This is a genomic window from Rhizobium sp. 007, from assembly GCF_015353075.1.
Lineage (GTDB): Bacteria > Pseudomonadota > Alphaproteobacteria > Rhizobiales > Rhizobiaceae > Rhizobium.
In genome coordinates this window covers 2,689,632-2,705,539 of record NZ_CP064187.1, presented here as the reverse complement: position 1 = coordinate 2,705,539, position 15,908 = coordinate 2,689,632, and the positions used below count along the sequence as shown (strand labels likewise).

Annotated in this window: 12 protein-coding genes and 1 pseudogene; 6 read left to right on the top strand and 7 right to left on the bottom strand. The window is 59.4% G+C overall.

Annotation, left to right across the window (positions count from 1 at the left end; translation table 11 throughout):
- Positions 1–11 precede the first annotated feature (11 nt).
- From ISN39_RS37875 to ISN39_RS13495, 3 genes and pseudogenes are all read right to left on the bottom strand, one after another.
- A pseudogene (locus ISN39_RS37875) lies at positions 12–1,154 on the bottom strand (glycosyltransferase); the annotation flags it as partial.
- 81 nt (positions 1,155–1,235) lie between these two features.
- Positions 1,236–2,027 carry a glycoside hydrolase family 16 protein gene (locus ISN39_RS13500; RefSeq protein ID WP_194727841.1) on the bottom strand — a complete coding sequence of 264 codons (792 nt, stop codon included), beginning with the start codon at positions 2,025–2,027 and terminating at the stop codon, positions 1,236–1,238.
- Between the two features lie 3 nt (positions 2,028–2,030).
- Positions 2,031–3,110 carry an acyltransferase gene (locus ISN39_RS13495; RefSeq protein ID WP_210388697.1) on the bottom strand — a complete coding sequence of 360 codons (1,080 nt, stop codon included), beginning with the start codon at positions 3,108–3,110 and terminating at the stop codon, positions 2,031–2,033.
- Between ISN39_RS13495 and ISN39_RS13490 the strand changes: the two genes are divergently transcribed.
- Together ISN39_RS13490 and ISN39_RS13485 are read left to right on the top strand one after the other, a co-directional pair.
- A complete protein-coding gene (locus ISN39_RS13490; RefSeq protein ID WP_194730276.1) occupies positions 3,094–3,549 on the top strand; it encodes a hypothetical protein in 456 nt (151 codons plus the stop codon). The two genes, ISN39_RS13495 and ISN39_RS13490, sit on opposite strands and share 17 nt — an antisense overlap.
- Before the next feature lie 123 nt (positions 3,550–3,672).
- A complete protein-coding gene (locus tag ISN39_RS13485) occupies positions 3,673–4,632 on the top strand; it encodes a glycosyltransferase family 2 protein (RefSeq protein WP_074069345.1) in 960 nt (319 codons plus the stop codon).
- A gap of 6 nt (positions 4,633–4,638) precedes the next feature.
- Here ISN39_RS13485 and ISN39_RS13480 read toward each other — a convergent pair whose 3' ends face one another.
- Both ISN39_RS13480 and ISN39_RS13475 read right to left on the bottom strand, forming a co-directional pair.
- The gene (locus ISN39_RS13480) at positions 4,639–5,640 is read right to left on the bottom strand and encodes a glycosyltransferase family 2 protein (protein WP_194730187.1); all 1,002 of its coding nucleotides are present in this window, start codon (positions 5,638–5,640) and stop codon (positions 4,639–4,641) included.
- Between the two features lie 134 nt (positions 5,641–5,774).
- Positions 5,775–6,062 carry an exopolysaccharide production repressor protein gene (locus ISN39_RS13475; RefSeq protein ID WP_194727839.1) on the bottom strand — a complete coding sequence of 96 codons (288 nt, stop codon included), beginning with the start codon at positions 6,060–6,062 and terminating at the stop codon, positions 5,775–5,777.
- Between the two features lie 772 nt (positions 6,063–6,834).
- On the opposite strand from ISN39_RS13475, the gene ISN39_RS13470 reads away from it, so the two are divergent.
- The 4 genes from ISN39_RS13470 to ISN39_RS13455 all read left to right on the top strand — a co-directional run bounded on the left by ISN39_RS13470 (position 6,835) and on the right by ISN39_RS13455 (position 11,186).
- The gene (locus tag ISN39_RS13470) at positions 6,835–7,515 is read left to right on the top strand and encodes a sugar transferase (protein ID WP_022716912.1); all 681 of its coding nucleotides are present in this window, start codon (positions 6,835–6,837) and stop codon (positions 7,513–7,515) included.
- Between the two features lie 121 nt (positions 7,516–7,636).
- Complete coding sequence (locus ISN39_RS13465; RefSeq protein WP_239599444.1) at positions 7,637–8,857, top strand: polysaccharide biosynthesis/export family protein; 1,221 nt, start codon at positions 7,637–7,639, stop codon at positions 8,855–8,857.
- A gap of 11 nt (positions 8,858–8,868) precedes the next feature.
- Entirely contained in the window at positions 8,869–10,134 is a 1,266-nt protein-coding gene (locus ISN39_RS13460) for an O-antigen ligase (RefSeq protein WP_194727837.1), read from the top strand.
- Between the two features lie 44 nt (positions 10,135–10,178).
- Positions 10,179–11,186 carry an acyltransferase gene (locus tag ISN39_RS13455; RefSeq protein ID WP_194727836.1) on the top strand — a complete coding sequence of 336 codons (1,008 nt, stop codon included), beginning with the start codon at positions 10,179–10,181 and terminating at the stop codon, positions 11,184–11,186.
- A 3-nt stretch (positions 11,187–11,189) separates the two neighbouring features.
- Here the strand turns inward: ISN39_RS13455 and ISN39_RS13450 are convergent, their stop codons facing one another.
- Complete coding sequence (locus ISN39_RS13450) at positions 11,190–14,363, bottom strand: multidrug efflux RND transporter permease subunit (RefSeq protein ID WP_194727835.1); 3,174 nt, start codon at positions 14,361–14,363, stop codon at positions 11,190–11,192.
- Complete coding sequence (locus ISN39_RS13445; protein ID WP_194727834.1) at positions 14,360–15,532, bottom strand: efflux RND transporter periplasmic adaptor subunit; 1,173 nt, start codon at positions 15,530–15,532, stop codon at positions 14,360–14,362. Before ISN39_RS13445 ends, ISN39_RS13450 begins: the two co-directional genes overlap by 4 nt.
- Between the last annotated feature and the right edge of the window lie 376 nt (positions 15,533–15,908).

Below are 15,908 nucleotides of genomic sequence, written 5' to 3'. Positions count from 1 at the left end.
GTCTGCGCTTCGGCGGCGGACGGTACAAGGCGGGACAGATTGTCGACCAAGGCGCGGCAATCGCTGCGGTCGGCGAGCCAGCTCTTCCGATCCTCGGCGGCGACTGCCGCAGCGAGTGTGCCGTATCGTTCACCGGTGAGGTTCTCGAAAAGTGCTTCGAGGCTTTCGACAGAGGCGTCGTGCAGCGTCAGGCCGATATCCTTGCGGGAGAGGAAGCGAGCCGTCTCGGTGCCTGCGAGCGCAATGGGGACGCTGCCATGGAGGCAACCTTCATAGATCCGGTTGGGAAGCAGCCAGCTGGAATTGAGGCCCTCCTCGAAGAAGTCGATCGCCCAGGAGAAGTGGACGTCGCTGTAGATCGCCGGCAGGTCTTCCGGGTTCTTATACGGCCCCTCGAAGCTCAGGTAGGGTTCATTGGCGACGAAGGCGTCGAAATCCTCGAATTCGGAATAGGCCGGCCGGCCGCGCAGCACGATGCGGACACGGCCGTTCATCCGGCTGGAGAAATCGGCAAGCAGTTGCAACGACTTGCGGCAGCGGAGCGCACCGAACCAGCCAATCTTCCAGGGCTCGCCCTCGTTCGGCGGCAAGCGGAGCGGGGTTGCTTCCGGCATGCCGTTCAGCGCGAGCACCTTGTTCTCGACAAGCATGATAGGCGCCTTGAGAGCCGAGCGCGGAACGAAGTAGTTCGCGATGAAGGCGGGCGAACTCGTCAGGATCAGTTTCGCATCTCGCCCGAAATAGGCTTCGGCACGGCGCACAGCCCTGCCGGCTATGCCGTCATTCACGAGAAGGCGATGGATATCGAGGCATTCGTAGACGATCGGCACGCCGCCGAAGAGGTGGCTGGCTCGTTCGGCGACTGCCAGCGCTTCCAGATTGCGCCCGATGATCACGTCCGGCCGTTCGACACCGTTCAGCAGGCCCCGCAGGCCGGCGACCGCCTTTGCGACAGCGCCCATGCGCTGGCCGAATTTGGCATCGACGGTCCGGCCAAGTTCGATCGGCGTGAGACCGTTGACGGCGGCAAGCGCGTTCTCGCCGCGCCGGAAGCCGGAAAGCGTCACCGAGGCGCCGCCTTCTGTCAACATCAGCACGCGGCGCCGCACGGCAGGATCGGCCAGATCATGCGCCAGATAGAGGACTTTGAGCATCAATACTCCTTGCGCTATCCCGGATGTCACCGGAGTCCGTTTCGGGTGTGCTGTGCAATGTTTCGGCGGTTATCAGAAGGCTTAGTTGAGCGTGCAGGCGATCGAACCCTGGAACTGGCATTTGTCACCCGGCGCCGTGTAGGCCACCCGATCGATTTCCATCGTCGTGGGTTGGGTGTAGGCGAATTTGCCCATCCAGTCCGAAAGTTTGTCCGTTCCCCAGAGGCTGAAGAAGATCTTCTGCGGGTTCTGGGGAATCTTGGACGGGTCGGTGACGTCCTGGACAAGCTTGCCGTTCAGGTAATAGCGAAGCCTGCCCGACTCCCAGACGAATGCATAGTCATTGAAGCCCTGATCGGCGCCTTGGCCGACGGGCACGAGCTTTTCGTTACCGCCCTTGGCCTTGATGTATTGGTTCACCTGAACAGTCGACGTGTCTTTGCCGAGCACCTCGAAGTCGATTTCGTCATGCTGCTGCTTATCGGCAGGGCCGATATAGGTGAAGAAGGCGGAGTTCAGGCCCTTGCCGGTTGCAGACTTGATCCGCGCTTCATAGGTGCCGTAGCTGAAGCGTTTTTTCGTCTGGATCTCGCCACAGAGATAGTTGCGGTCCTTGGATTTACCCTCGGCGAAGGTCAGCTGCAGCATGCCGCCCTCAGCCTTCACCTGGTTCTTAGACCACGTGCAGTTCTGGTGGGCGCCGTTGTTCCAGCCGTCGGAAACGTACCAGACGCTGCGGTCGATCTTATCGAAATCATCGACGAAGGATTTGCCCTTTGCCTGCTGGGCATGGGCGGGGAGGGCGCCGAGGATAAGGGCGCCGATCGTCAAACTCTGGCAAAGCAGTCGCGCATGCGCGATTTTGGCCGTCATGTCTCACCTTTGCTGTGGAACGAATTCTGCCGGGACATCCCGGCGGGAAGCGGATTGAGAGCTCTTTTTGGTCCGGCCGCCGGTCAAAACGGCGTAGAGACGCGGTGCGTTGCTGCGGACAAAGCTGTTGGAAAGCGCAAGCACTGGAAAGAGCACCAGAAGCGAGCCGCAGAAGAAGAGCGGATAGAAGCCGATGCCCGTCTTTCCCCAAATCATGAAGAATAGGACGAGCAGCGGATAATGGGCGCAGAAGATCCAGAAGCTCAAGCTTCCGGTCTTTGCAAGACGCTGGCCGAGAGGGGTCTTGATCAGCGGTGCCGAGAGCATCCAGAAGCCGGCAGCCCCGCCGATTGCCAGTGCATTTCGGCATAGTTCCACCCAGTCCGGCATCGATGGGCCGGTCATGTAGATCGCGGTTGCAAGCAGCGCCGAAGCGGCAAGCAGCAGCGCCACGCCAAGTGGTGCAAAGCGGTCGAGCGCCTTGATGTCGATGTTGTAGAGGCTCGCATAGATGCCGAAAGCGAAGCTGAAGAGGATCGAGCGCTTGATCACGATATAGAGCGACATTTCCGGAATGAGCGCGAGCAGCAACAATGTCGACAATGTCAGCAGGGGGATGCGCCGGATGAGCCAGGCGAGCAGCGGCGAAAGCAGGATGCAGACGAAGAGGTCGCGCAGGAAGTAAAGCGGGATGTTGGTGGGAAATTCCTCGGCCGCAAAGAGCTGACTGAGAAGGCCACGCACCGATGCGGTCCACGGGCTTACGACATAGCCGTCACCGATGCCGACGCTCAGCATCGCAAGCGCGGCGATGAAGAATGCCGTGTTCCAGATGAGAAACGGCAGGAAAACGGTCTGCGCTTTCGTGCACACGGTTTTCACATAGTTGAAGCCCTCCGTCCCGCCACGAAACAGCAGGTAGCCGGAAATGGCGCTGAGGCAGGGAACCCCGACACGGAAGAGCGCTTCGCTCAGGAAGACCCGCAGCCAGTCGAAGAAACCGTAGTTTCCGTTGAACGGCGTATTGGCAGGGTCAAACGGTATATGGACGAACACGATGCCCGAAATGAGCACGATGCGCATCAGGTTGATCCGCGAGGATACGTTGGCGTCAACGTTCACGTTATCAGTCACCCCTATTGGGTCGCACCCCCCTTGCGACCGTTTCAACGAGAGCAGACTCGAGCCCGCAGACCAAAAGCTAGAGCGTTTTTGCGGAAGAAAATATGGCACTGCAGCAAAAATGATCGGCGATCCCGTTTCGGGACGGCTGATTCGGACGGCTCAGCGACGGCTCTTATCGGGCTTGGCTTTAAGAGAAGGAACTGAAACGCCGATGGGGCAATGTATATCGGAAAGTCATCATAAATTCAAATTGGGGGGCGATGAAAGCCGCCGCGACGGAAAAGTTTTGTCGTTTGGTGAAGAAGTCCATCGGTTTTCACGCGATGCCGGGTGCCTGAATGTGGCTGAAATGTGGCGTCGCTCCCCAAATGGGTTTATTCGGCACATGGCTATTTGACAACGCGCTGGTGGGCTTTGACAAATTTCGGCCGGAATGACCTACATCATTTCGCAGTGCAGCAACTTGCTCGGGTGCAGTCTCGACCCTATGTGCCCATCACCGGACTCTTCAGGAGAAAGAATGGCGACCTTCACGATCATCATCCCTTTTTATCAGCGCGAGGACGGCATTCTGCGCCGCGCGCTGGCCTCGGTCTTTGCCCAAAGTTTTCAGGACTTCGATGTGATCGTCGTTGATGACCAGTCGCCTTATCCCGCCGAAGACGAGCTGAAGCCACTTGCCGAAGGCCAGCGATCGCGGATTGCGGTTGTGAAGCAGGCGAATGCGGGACCGGGCGGGGCGCGTAATACAGGCCTCGACAATGTTCCGGCGGCAACGCGCTTTGCAGCCTTCCTCGATTCAGACGACCTGTGGACGCCAAAACATCTGCAGAATGCCCATGATGCGCTGCAGACGTTCGATGCCGACTGCTATTGGGCGTCGATCCACGGAGGTGAGGAATTCGACTATCATTTCAGCATCGCCGACCTAGAGGCCAGTGAAAAGGCGGTGCGCCTTTCCGAGCACCCGCTGTTGCTCGAGATTCCCGACATTGCCGGCGTGATGCTCAAGAACTGGGCCTTTCTCCACATGTCGTGCATGGTCATCGGCCGGCCGCTGATCGACAAGGTCCGCTTCGACGCTGCGCTGCGGCTGGCGGCGGAGGACGTGCTGTTCTTTTGCGATTGCATGCTTGCGGCGCGGCGCGTGCTCCTTTGCGTGGAGGCGGGCGCCTTGCGCGGAGAGGGCATCAACATCTTCCACGGCGTAGACAACGATTCACCGCAGTTTCTCAAGCAGCAGTTCATCACCTGGATGGCGCTCGACCGGCTTGAAAGCCGTTTTTCGAAGCGTCCGCAGGAGATCGAGACCATCAAGGCCTACAAGAACCGGGCGCGGAAGCAGGCGCTTTGGAGCCAGGTGCGGCTGGTGCGCCGGCGGCGCCTGCCGGACTTCCAAATGCTGGCCCGCTGGGCGTGGCGTGATCCGGCCTTGTTTGCGAGTGCTCTTCAGATCGCCGGCGGCAAGCTTTCGAAGTAGCGCTTCCTATTCGGCTGACGACGGCAGCAGATATCTGAGGCCGCCAGCACCTCTGGTGGCGATCTCGACGCCGCCGGGGCTGCGGAAACGTTCCGTCTTGTCCATGAAGATGCCGCCGGCAATCGCCGGAACGGCGAAAGGATGGGTGAGGGCGTAGCGCAAGGCTGCACCAGCGCCCGACTGCTTCTTGATATCGAGGAAATGGCGAAGTTCGTATTTGCCGCGAGCATGGCTCTCGTGGCGGCGCACGGCGGCGGCGGCTTCCGGCGTCAGGCTGCAGTTCGCCAGGATCGCCTGGTCGGCTTCGTAGAGCTTGCGGAGATCCTCCGTCCGGTGGCTGCCGCTCAACGAGTTGCCACGCACGACAGCACCGTAGCCGCAGCTGTGGATCACTTTGTAGCGCGCGCCGTTGGCCAGGGCCCGGACATAGAGGTCATAGTCCTCCCCAAGACGCATCTCCTCGCGATAGCGCAGTCTGTGAGCGTTAAGAAACGCGCGCCGCATCACCGGCTTCAGGAAGCCGATTTCGCCGCGCCGGACGCCGCGCTTCGAAATATTGCCGTCGACGAAGGCCACCAGGTCGAGAAACAGCGGACGGTCCAGGAAATGATCGAGTTGCTGGGGCGCACGCGTCACGGTCTCCGCCTCGACGAAAGCGATATTGTCGGCGACGAAATCCCAGTCGTCGTCCGCAAGCATCCGGCTGAACCGGCCTTCAAAGAAGAAGTCGTCGGCATCGAGTATGCTGATCAGTGGGGCGGTGGAGATTTCGATCGCGTGATTGCGGGCGGCCGATGGGCCCCTGTTCTTTTCGAAGGAAACGACATTCAGGCGATTGCTGCCGTCATCGGCAGCTCTGGCAGCGCCGGCGGTTCCATCGCCGGATCCGTCGTCGATGACGACGACTTCAGCCACCTGTTTTTCCCGCAAAGCCGAAGCGACAGCCATTCCGATCGTATCGGCCGCGTTCTTGGCGGCGATGATCACGCAAACGCTTGCCTTAGCCATTTCAACCACGTCGTACCCTCCGTTGTCTCGCGCAAGAGTTAGGACGTCGCCGCGTCTGCGGCAATGCAAAAGGCCTTCAAAAGATATTACGGGATCAGCTGGCCGCTATCCGTGTCGCCAAACAAGCGTTGCTTTCAACGGTTGAAAGGCTCGGAACCATTGAAGGGCGAGACCGGAATCTTCTCCTTGTCGTCGCTTCGGGCCGGTGTATGGGATACCGCCGTGGTGCCCTGGGTGTTGCGCGCCTTTGCTTCCTTCCACACGAGGAACAGGACGCCGCCGAAATAGCCCAATTGCAGGAGAACGGCACAGATCACCGTGTCTATCAGTGTCGTTGCCAGTGAGCCGTTCAGCCAATAAGTCGCAACCGCAAAAACGGCCAAAGCGCCGATCATGCTAACGAAAACGCGAGGTGCATACATAACCGTGCCTCCCTTGGGGAGGTTCGTTCAATGAACAGTCATTGAATTCGGGCTTCCTCCCTAAGGACCCTTTACTTTGTATATTTTAGAAGGCCCCTTGTTTCAACCGAACGAGAGCATTCTTTTTCATCCGTCGTCTCGTTATCTACAGTATTCGGTTTAAGGTTTCCTTCCGGCTTTGGGTAAAATCGACCAAGCCTCGTTAAGGAGTGCCGTGACGAGGATTCGGGGTGCAAATGTGTCGAATTTACTTCAGGTTGTTCGAATTATGTCATTGCACGCGGTACTTTGCGTCACATTTGCCTACCGAACCAACGCATGAAAGCCAAATGCGTTCAACTTTTATTACAAAGTTTTCATCTAAACCGATTTGAGTGTGCGGCGCAAAATCGATGGTGCGATGCAATAAATTCCGCGATAAGACAATATAGTTGACCTACTCTCGGCAGTGCCCGTAGTGCTTAGTCAAATGTCACCCGAAAGGCGTAGAAAGATCTATTCTTCAATCTTTTTGCGACGCGAAGCAAACACGAAGACCTTTAGTGCGCCGCACAGAGTCTATTCAAAAACATTGCATGCTTTGCATATGAAATTTAGAGAACCCTTAAAAAAAGAAATGTGATAAAGACACGCCGGAAACGGGCCGTTACACAATCGCCATGAAATTGTGGCTTAAAAAAACAAATTCCACCCATACACTCCTCACTCGTCAGCGCTAGCTTAGCGGCCTGGGCTTACCGACCAAACGGCAAACATAAGTGGAGTTAACTCTATGAAGTCTGCGACGAGATCGGACAGTACGCCATTTTTTGGCGTGGTTCATGCGAATGTGTTTCCGCCGACTGGCGGGATCATGAAGCGGGCATTCGATATCACGGCTGCCTCGCTCGGGCTCCTTTTCCTGAGCCCGATTTTTCTGATGGTGATGCTGCTCGTAAAGCTCTCCGACAAGGGGCCGGCTTTCTATGGGCATCGCCGTATCGGCCACAACGGCCAGGAGTTCCGTTGCCTGAAGTTCCGGACCATGGTCGTCAACGGCGACAAGGTCCTGCAGGAGCATCTGCGCAACAATCCGAAGGCGATGGAAGAATGGCGTGAAACGCGAAAACTGCAGGACGATCCGCGGGTCACCACGGTCGGAAGCGTGCTTCGCAAGCTCAGCCTTGATGAACTGCCACAGCTCATCAACATCCTTCGCGGCGAAATGAGCGTTGTCGGGCCGCGGCCCGTGGTTCTTGATGAACTGGAACTCTACGAGTCTTCGGCCGTCTACTATCTACAGGCGCGTCCGGGTCTTACCGGACTTTGGCAGATCAGCGGGCGCAACGACGTGTCCTATGCTGCCCGCGTGGCTTTCGACACCCACTACGTCGAAAACTGGTCGCTCATCCGCGATGTGAAGATCATTGCACAGACGATCCCCGCCGTCTGCATGCAGCGTGGCAGCTACTGACAAACCGCTTCCATATACGCCAAGTAACGTACGGTACTGCTTTTGGCTTGCCGTGCCGATTTACGAGGAAGACTGAATGAGAGAAATCCTGTTGCGCCGCAACCTGCTTGGAAATTCCTTTATGCACGGCCTCGCTTTTGTTGCGGGGCTTAGCATATTGATCGGGTCCTCCGGCTTTGCCCGGGCTGCCGACTACCAGCTCGGCACCATGGACAAGCTGCGCATCCGCGTTGCCGAATGGCAAACGGCGGAAGGCGCGATCCGCGACTGGTCAGTGGTGAGCGGCGATTACACGATCGGCCCCTCAGGCAGTCTTTCACTGCCGTTCGTCGGCGACCTCCCGGCCTCCGGAAAGACGACGGATGCAATCGCGCAGGAAATCGGCGTCGCGCTTCAGAAGCAGTTCGGCCTCAAGGACCGGCCGTCGGCGTCCGTCGAACTTGCCCAGTTCCGGCCGGTCTTTCTGACCGGCGATGTGGAAAACCCCGGCGAGTATCCCTTCGCACCCAATCTGACAGTCGTGAAGGCCGTCAGCATCGCTGGCGGCCTGCGGCGGGCTGATGCCGGCCAGCGCTTTGCCCGCGATTTCATAAACGCCAAGGGCGACGCCGTCGTCTATACGACGGAGCGCAACCGGCTCATTGCCCGCAAGGCGCGGCTGCAGGCGGAAACCTCCAAGAGCGACACGATCGAAATGCCGCAGGAGCTCAAGGATCTGCCCGAGGCAAAAGCCCTGCTCGCCAGCGAAATGGCGTTGATGAACACGCGCAAGAAGCGGCTCACGCTGCAGCTTCAGGCGCTGGACGACCTGAAATCGCTGTTGCAGGCCGAAATCGAATCTCTCGGCAAAAAGACCGAGACACAGACGCGCCAGCTCGAGCTTGCCAAGGAGGACCGCGACAAGGTCGAAAACCTGGCCGAGAAGGGCCTTGCGCTCAGCGCCCGAAAAATGGCCGCCGAACAGCGCGCCGCCGATACCGAGGCGACCCTTCTCGATATTGATACCAACATCTTGAAGGCCAAGCAGGACATCAGCCAGGCCAATCAGGACGAGATCACCCTGCGCAACGACTGGGACGCCAAGCTGTCGCAGGAACTGCAGGACACCGAATCCGAACTCGACACGCTCAACCTGAAGATTGCCACCAGCGATGCGCTGATGTCGGAAGCATTGGCGCAATCGAACGACGCCGCTCGTTTCGACCCTCAGAATGCCGCCAGCATCAGCTATTCCATCGTGCGGGAGGTTGACGGCCAGTCGAAGGAAGTTCCGGTCACGGAAAATAGCACATTGCAACCGGGCGACCTGATCAGGGTCACGGCCGGGGTTGCGATGAGATAGCGGAGACCCGCATGCGGATCGCCAAATCGGTGCTGATAAAGCCAGGTGAGAACGAGCTTTACGCCATTCCGGCGGTTGCGCTTTCTCTCTTCTGCTTTGCTTACTCGATCCGCTTCGGGCAGGTGGCGATCCTGTTTTATTATGCCTTGTGGCTGCCGCTCGTCGCCGTCAATTATCGCAAGGTGCTCGGCAGCTACAGCCGCTTCATCTGGCTGTTCGCCTTCGCCGGTTTCGCCTTCCTCTCTGTCTTCTGGTCCGCCGTGCCGAGCGTGTCGCTGAGGGCGAGCATCCAGTATCTGACGCAGGTGGTCTGTGCGCTGATTGCCGTGCGCGTGCTTGATGTCCGGACGCTGACGCTCGGGGTCGTGGCAGGCGCGGCGGTCGTGCTGCTTTACTCGATCCTCTTCGGCTACTACGAATATGACGCGCTGGACGGGACTTACAGTTTCGTTGGCGCCTTCGCATCGAAGAACCAGCTCGGCTTTTATGCGTCGCTGGGCATCATCTTCGCCTTTGCCGCCGTCTTCATTTACGGCGAGCGCCGTTTCTGGATGATGGCGTCGGGCATAGTCGGCCTTATGGCGGCCTATTGCCTGCTTACCTCGCAATCGGCCACCTCGGTCATCACGACGGCGGCGGTCGTTGCCCTGCTGATAGGGTTTCGCGTCGTGCTCATGCTGTCGCCGCAACAACGCAAGCTGCTGGTGGTCGGCGGCGGCGTCGCGGCTGTCATCCTGGTGGTGGCGGGCGTCTATCTAGGCGCTGTCGACGCGGTCTTGGGCATCTTCGGCAAGGATTCGACCCTGACGGGTCGCACCTATCTCTGGCAACAGGGTATTGCGGCTGCGGCGCAGAACCCGGCCATCGGCATCGGCTATCAGGCTTATTGGGTTCAGGGCTTCGCAGAGCCTGAGCGGCTATGGAAGGAATTCTTCATCGCCTCGCGAGCCGGTTTCCATTTTCATAATACCTACATCGAGACGGCCGTGGAACTCGGTCTGATCGGCGTGCTCATCCTTGCTGTTACGATCATCGCGACCCTCTGGGGGCATCTGCGCCGGCTGATCGAGGACGTGCGCAATGATGAATCCTATTTCCTTTTCGGCATCACCGTGCTGCTTCTGATCCGTTCGTTCGTTGAGATCGACGTTTTGACGCCCTATAACGTCGGTACCTTTCTTCTTTATTTTTCCGCAGGCAAGCTTGTCGGCGCGCGCCAGCGCTCGGCGATGGCCGGCCTGCACCATTACCAATCTGCTAAGCCTGTTCGTTCCTGATTTTTGCACGTACGCCGCAAAAAGCGGCGCAACGAGGGATATGCATGAAGACCCTTTACGGGATCCAATATTTGCGTGCCTTTGCGGCACTGGCCGTCGTCGTTTTCCATGCGGCTGAAAGAAGTGGCGGGCACTTCACGATCGGTGCTGCCGGCGTCGACGTCTTCTTCGTCATCAGCGGCTTCATCATGTGGGTGATTAGCGACCGCAAGCCGCTGACGCCGCATCGCTTCCTTGTTGACCGCATCCGCCGCATCGCACCCTCATACTGGCTGGTGACGGTCATCATGATCGGCGGAGCGATGGCAGGATTGTTTCCGAACCTACAGCTCGATGCAGGCCACGTCCTGGGTTCGTTCGTCTTTGTTCCTGTGCACTCGCCGAGCACCGGCGAGATTTGGCCGATCCTCGTTCAGGGCTGGACGCTCAATTTCGAGATGTTCTTCTATGTCCTTTTTGCCGGCGCCTTGTTCTTGCCGCGCCAGTGGCGGCTGCCTTTCCTCTCCGTTGCGTTCGGCTTCTTCGTCGTGGTCGGCGTGATGTGGAAGCCGTCTTCGCCGATGCTCGCCACCTATACGCGGCCGATCATCCTGGAGTTCCTCGGCGGCGTCTTCATTGCCGAGCTGTGGTTGCGGCGCTGGACCGCCGGAAATAGTCTCGGGCTTGGCTGCGTCGGCGCCGCACTCTGCGGTTTTGCGGCGATTCACCTGATGGGTGCCGGGTTCGACGAATTCATATGCGGACCGCTGGCGATGGCGCTGGTGTTCGGCATGGTCTCGCTGGAGGCCGACGGCAGCATCGGCCGCGTGCCGCTGCTCACCTATCTCGGCGATGCGTCCTTTTCCATCTACCTGTGGCATACGTTTGCGGTATCGGTCGCCATCAAGGCTGCAGGAATTCTCGGAATTCCGGGCGGCCTTGCCGTCGTTGCGGCCATTTGCGGTGGAACGTTGCTCGGGATTGCGGCCTATGAGATGGTCGAGAAGCCGCTGCGCAAGCTCCTGTCCAACGAAGCACCCAAGCGCCGCCCGCTTGAGCAGCGCCCTTCGTAACGATCAACCTGTTTCTTCGACCGGTTGCCCTTTCGGCGCGACTTTGCGGCGGCGCGCGCGCAGCACGACGTAGAAGGCTGGCGTCAGGAACAAGCCGAAGATCGTGACGCCGAGCATTCCCGAGAAGACGGCAGTACCGAGCGATTGGCGCATTTCCGCGCCTGGCCCCGTCGCGATCATCAGCGGCACGACGCCGAAGATGAAGGCGAATGCCGTCATCAGGATTGGGCGCAGGCGCAGATGGCTGGCTTCAATCGCCGCCTCCACCGGCGTCTTACCGTCCTCTTCCGCTTGCCTCGCGAATTCAACGATCAGGATCGCGTTCTTTGCCGCAAGGCCGATTAGCACGATGAGGCCGATCTGCGTCAGGATGTTGTTGTCCATGCCGCGAAGATGGACGCCAAGCAGGGCCGCAAGGATGGCCAACGGCACGATCAGGATGATCGCGAGCGGCAGCACCCAGCTTTCATATTGCGCCGACAGGGCCAGAAAGACGAAAATCACCGAAAGCGCGAAGATAAAGATCGCTGTGTTGCCGGTGCCGCGCTCCTGAAAGGCGAGTTCGGTCCAGTTGAAGGTCGTTCCCGAGGGCAGTAGCGAACCCGCGATCTTCTCCATGCTGTCGAGGGCGGTGCCGGTCGACACACCCGGCGCCGGATTGCCCTGTAGCGGTACCGAGACATACATATTGTAATGCTGGACGAGCGCCGGACCGCTCCTGTCCTGGACTTCGATGAGGGTTCCCAACGGCACGAGCGCGCCCGTCGCCGACCGGACCTTCAGGGCAAGGATGTCGTCCCGCTCGAGGCGGAATTCCTGGTCGGCCTGCGCCCGCACCTGATAGACCCTGCCGAAAGCATTGAAGTCGTTGACATAGGATGTGCCCAGATTGATCGAGAGCGTATCGAATATGTTCGAGATCGGGACGTTCAGCATGCGTGCCTTGTCGCGATCGATATTGAGGAAGAATTGCGGGCTCGATACGGAGAAGGTCGTGAAGACGCCGGTCAGCCCGGGCGTCTGATTGGCGGTACCCATCATCTGGTTGGCAAGGGCCAGAACCCGCCGCATGTCGCCGCTTTCGAGGTCCATCAGCTGCATCTTGAAGCCGCCGGAATTGCCGATACCCCTGACCGACGGCGGCGGGATGGCAATGATGAAGGCTTCCTGGATGCTCTGCAGGTTTTGGTAGAGCTGACCGATGATCCGGCCGGCGCTCAGACCCTGCTCAAGCCTGTGTTCGAAGGTGTCGAAGGGTGCGAAGACAACGCCTTGATTGGACGCGTTGGTGAAGGTGGCGCCGCTGAAGCCTGCAAAGGCCACCGCGTGAGAGACGCCAGGCGTGTTGCGGATGACTTCCGCCGCCTGCTGCACGACGGCATCGGTTCGGTTGAGCGAGGCGCCCTCGGGCAATTGGAGGACGACGATTGCATAGCCCTGGTCCATATTGGGGATGAAGCCACTCGGGACGATTCGGCCCATGTAGTAGGTCGATGCCAGCAGTCCCGCAAATACCAGCAGCGCACAGAACAGGGCCGTCCTTGTCGCAACGGTGCGGCGAACAATCCATGAGTAGCCGTGGCTCATTCGGTCGAAGCCGCGATTGAAGCCGTTGGCGAGGCCGCGGCCCAGTCGCGTGAACGGATTTCGCGTCTCCTTCGCATGTTCTTCGTGCGGCCGCAGCACGAGCGCAGCGATGGCTGGCGACAATGTCAGCGAGTTGACCGCCGAGATTGCCGTTGCGACCGAGATCGTCACCGCAAACTGCCGGTAGAACTGGCCGGTAATGCCTGGGATGAAGGTTGTTGGGACGAACACGGCGATGAGTACCAGGGAGATCGCGATGACCGCCGTTCCGACCTCGTCCATGGTAACATGCGCCGCTTCCCTCGGCGTCATGCCCTTGGCCAGATTTCGCTCGACGTTCTCGACGACGACGATCGCATCGTCTACCACGATGCCGATAGCGAGCACGAGCCCGAAGAGCGTCAGCATGTTGAGCGAGAAGCCGAAGGCGAGCAGGAAAGCGAAAGTGCCGATCAGCGACACCGGGATCGCGACGATGGGGATGATGGCCGTGCGCCACGATTGCAGAAAGACCAACACCACAATTGCGACCAGCACGGCCGCTTCGAAAATGGTCTTGTAGACCTCTGTTATCGACTCGGAAATGAACTCGGTCGGATTGTAGACGATGTCGTAAGCCAGCCCTGGGGGAAAGTCCTTGGCGAGCTGTTCCATGTTCGCCTTGATTTCGGCGGCGGTAGCGAGCGCGTTTGTGCCCGGACGCGAGAAGATGCCGAGCGCCACCGCCGGCTTGCCGTCGAGGTAGCTGTTGGTGGCGTATTGCTTGGCGCCGAGCTCGATGCGGGCGATGTCCTGCAACTGTACGAGGCGGCCGTCCTCTGTCGCTTTCACAATGACGTAGCGGAACTGCCGCGCATCGGAGAACCTGCCCTGCGTCGTCACGGTGTATTGGAATGCGTTTATGCCCGCCGCCGGCGGCCCGCCGATCGAGCCACCCGAAACCTGCACGTTCTGTTCGCGCAAGGCAGCCACCACATCGTTCGGGGTCATGCTATAAGAGGCCAGCCTTTGCGGATCGAGCCAGATGCGAAGGGCATATTCGCGCTCGCCGAAGATGGTGAGGTCTCCGACGCCGTCGAGACGCACCAGCACATCGCGGATGCGGCTGCGGGCGTAGTTTGAAACGTAAAGCTGATCGTAGCGGCTGTTCGGAGACAGGATATGCACGACCATCATCAGGTCGGGTGAACTCTTCGCGGTGGTGACCCCGTTGCGGCGAACCTCATCGGGCAGGCGCGGTTCGGCGATCGCTACCCGGTTTTGGACGAGAACCTGCGCCGTATCCAGATCGGTACCGAGCTTGAAGGTGATTGTCAGCGACATCGACCCGTCGTCAGTCGAATAGGAGGACATGTAGAGCATGTTCTCGACGCCGTTGATTTCCTGTTCGAGCGGCGTTGCGACCGTGTCGGCGACGGTCTGGGCGTCGGCGCCGGGATAGTTGGTGCGCACGACGATGGTGGGCGGTGCTATTTCGGGAAACTGCGCCACCGGCAACTGGAAATAGGCGAGGCCGCCGAGAATGAGCAGAACTATGGAGAGGACGGACGCGAATATCGGTCGGTCCACGAAGAAGTGCGCAAACCTCATTGGGCAAGCTCCATGCTTGCAGCTTCCGGCGGGATATCCTCGCGGCTCTGCGGCAGTTCAGTCATCTGCGGCGTGATCTTGGCTCCCGGGCGAGCGCGCATCAGGCCGTTGACGACGATCGTCTCATTGCCTTCCATGCCTTCGCGGATGACGCGGTAGCCGTAAAGCCGCGGGCCGGGCCGCACGGGCTTGGTCGAAACCGTGCCATCGTTGCCGACGACATAGACGACCCGCTGGTTCTGGTCGGAGCCGATTGCCTCGTCCGGCACGAGAATGGCCCTATAAACGTTGGACGCCTCCACCTGCACGCGGCCGAAAAGACCAGGCTGAAGCACGAAGTTCGGATTGTCGAAGCGAGCGCGGACCCGCATCGTGCCGGTCTGGCTGTCGACCCGGTTCTCGGCGAAATCGAGCTTGCCTGTGAACGGCTTCTCGTTGGCATCCGTGATGCGGACCTGCACCTCAAGACCGCCGCCGCCCTGCTGAAGGTCGCTGCCGCGCGCACGCGCCGTCTGCGCGAAGTTCAGCAGCCGGCGCTCGTCGACGTCGAAATACAAGTCGATCGGATCGAGCGAAACGATCGTCGTCAGCACCGACTGGTCGGCCTGGACGAGGTTGCCGGCGGAGATCAGCCGCCGGTCGATGCGGCCGCTGATCGGGGCGGTAATCTTCGTATATTCGAGATCGAGCGTGGCCCGATCTGCCGTGGCCTGGGCGCCGCGGACATTGGCCTGAGCGGAAACCCATTCGCGGCGCCGGTCATCGAGCGTCGAAACCGACTGGCTGCCGCTGGTGGCGAGTGATTCTGCGCGTTTGAACTGCGCTTCAGCGTAGATCAGTGTCGATTTTGCGACTTCAAGCGCAGCGGTTGCTTCATTGAACGCAGTGACAAAGGGGCGCTGATCGATGACGAAGAGCAAGTCACCTTTCTTGACCATCGCGCCATCGGTGAAATGTACTTCCTGCAGGTAGCCGCCGACGCGCGATCGCACGGAGACCTCGTCGACCGCCGCGAAGCGGCCGATGAACTCGTCGCTGTCCACGACATCGCGAACGACGGGTTTTGCAACCGTGACGGGCGGAGCAGGCGGAGCGTCCTGGGCAATGACGGTCGCGGGAAAAAGGATAAGGTAAGTGAGAGCAAGGGCTTCACGAAGAGAGTAAGGCATAGCGATCCCCCATTCTGGGCGGCCGGTATGCCGCCAAACTTATGCGGTAACGATGCGATTCATTTCTGCTGTGTCGAACCCGGCTTTCCGGCCTTCGTCTTGTTGCTCTTGTCACGCACCGGCCGATCGGCAGGGGTGCCAGCTTGCAAAAAAAGGCCGAAGGTCTGCTCCGGTAACTCTATGAAATCGGACTATAAACGTCAGTAGGCAGAAATTGCAAACGCCAATCGCCGGTAGTTTGAGAATCTGACCGGGATCAGGGGGTCGACGATCAGCTCTTGCCACACGTGCCCTGCGGCATTTTGGCCGCAACGCGGAATCTGCGGCCGATGATCTTGTGCGTTGCACATGCTCACTATATCTATCAACATTATAA

Coding starts and splice junctions, on each gene's coding strand:
- ISN39_RS13500 (WP_194727841.1), bottom strand. CDS start 2,027: ATGACGGCCAAAATCGCGCATGCGCGACTGCTTTGCCAGAGTTTGACG.
- ISN39_RS13490 (WP_194730276.1), top strand. CDS start 3,094: ATGAGCACGATGCGCATCAGGTTGATCCGCGAGGATACGTTGGCGTCA.
- ISN39_RS13495 (WP_210388697.1), bottom strand. CDS start 3,110: ATGCGCATCGTGCTCATTTCGGGCATCGTGTTCGTCCATATACCGTTT.
- ISN39_RS13485 (WP_074069345.1), top strand. CDS start 3,673: ATGGCGACCTTCACGATCATCATCCCTTTTTATCAGCGCGAGGACGGC.
- ISN39_RS13480 (WP_194730187.1), bottom strand. CDS start 5,640: ATGGCTAAGGCAAGCGTTTGCGTGATCATCGCCGCCAAGAACGCGGCC.
- ISN39_RS13475 (WP_194727839.1), bottom strand. CDS start 6,062: ATGTATGCACCTCGCGTTTTCGTTAGCATGATCGGCGCTTTGGCCGTT.
- ISN39_RS13470 (WP_022716912.1), top strand. CDS start 6,835: ATGAAGTCTGCGACGAGATCGGACAGTACGCCATTTTTTGGCGTGGTT.
- ISN39_RS13465 (WP_239599444.1), top strand. CDS start 7,637: ATGCACGGCCTCGCTTTTGTTGCGGGGCTTAGCATATTGATCGGGTCC.
- ISN39_RS13460 (WP_194727837.1), top strand. CDS start 8,869: ATGCGGATCGCCAAATCGGTGCTGATAAAGCCAGGTGAGAACGAGCTT.
- ISN39_RS13455 (WP_194727836.1), top strand. CDS start 10,179: ATGAAGACCCTTTACGGGATCCAATATTTGCGTGCCTTTGCGGCACTG.
- ISN39_RS13450 (WP_194727835.1), bottom strand. CDS start 14,363: ATGAGGTTTGCGCACTTCTTCGTGGACCGACCGATATTCGCGTCCGTC.
- ISN39_RS13445 (WP_194727834.1), bottom strand. CDS start 15,532: ATGCCTTACTCTCTTCGTGAAGCCCTTGCTCTCACTTACCTTATCCTT.